1 pseudogene is annotated in these 339 nt (G+C 73.7%); it reads left to right on the top strand.

The features are described 5' to 3' along the window. Positions 1 to 339, top strand: a pseudogene (gene nadE / locus ACLZOT_RS50905) (NAD(+) synthase); the annotation flags it as partial.

Here is a 339-nt window from a genome sequence, read left to right as displayed (position 1 = left end):
CGGCAGGAGCGGGCCCGGATGGGCACGTTCGACCACAACCGGCGCGCGCACGCGGGACGGACCGGTGACTTCCGGAGCATCGGATTCCGGCTCGACCCGCCCACCGCCGACCTGGGGCTCAAGCGCCGGGTGGAGCGCTTCCCGTTCGTGCCCGCCGACGCCGAGCGTCTCGCGCTGGACTGCTACGAGGCGTACAACATCCAGGTCGCGGGCCTGCAGCAGCGGCTGGGTGCGATCGGCGGCCCGAAGGTCGTCATCGGGGTGTCGGGCGGGCTTGACTCCACGCACGCGCTGATCGTCGCCGCCCGTGCGATGGACCGTGCCGGGCGTCCGCGCAGC

Source organism: Streptomyces sp. 4F14, from assembly GCF_048159485.1.
Taxonomy (GTDB): domain Bacteria; phylum Actinomycetota; class Actinomycetes; order Streptomycetales; family Streptomycetaceae; genus Streptomyces.
Note: the sequence above shows the minus strand (reverse complement) of the source record. Positions and strands in the feature narration are given on the sequence as shown.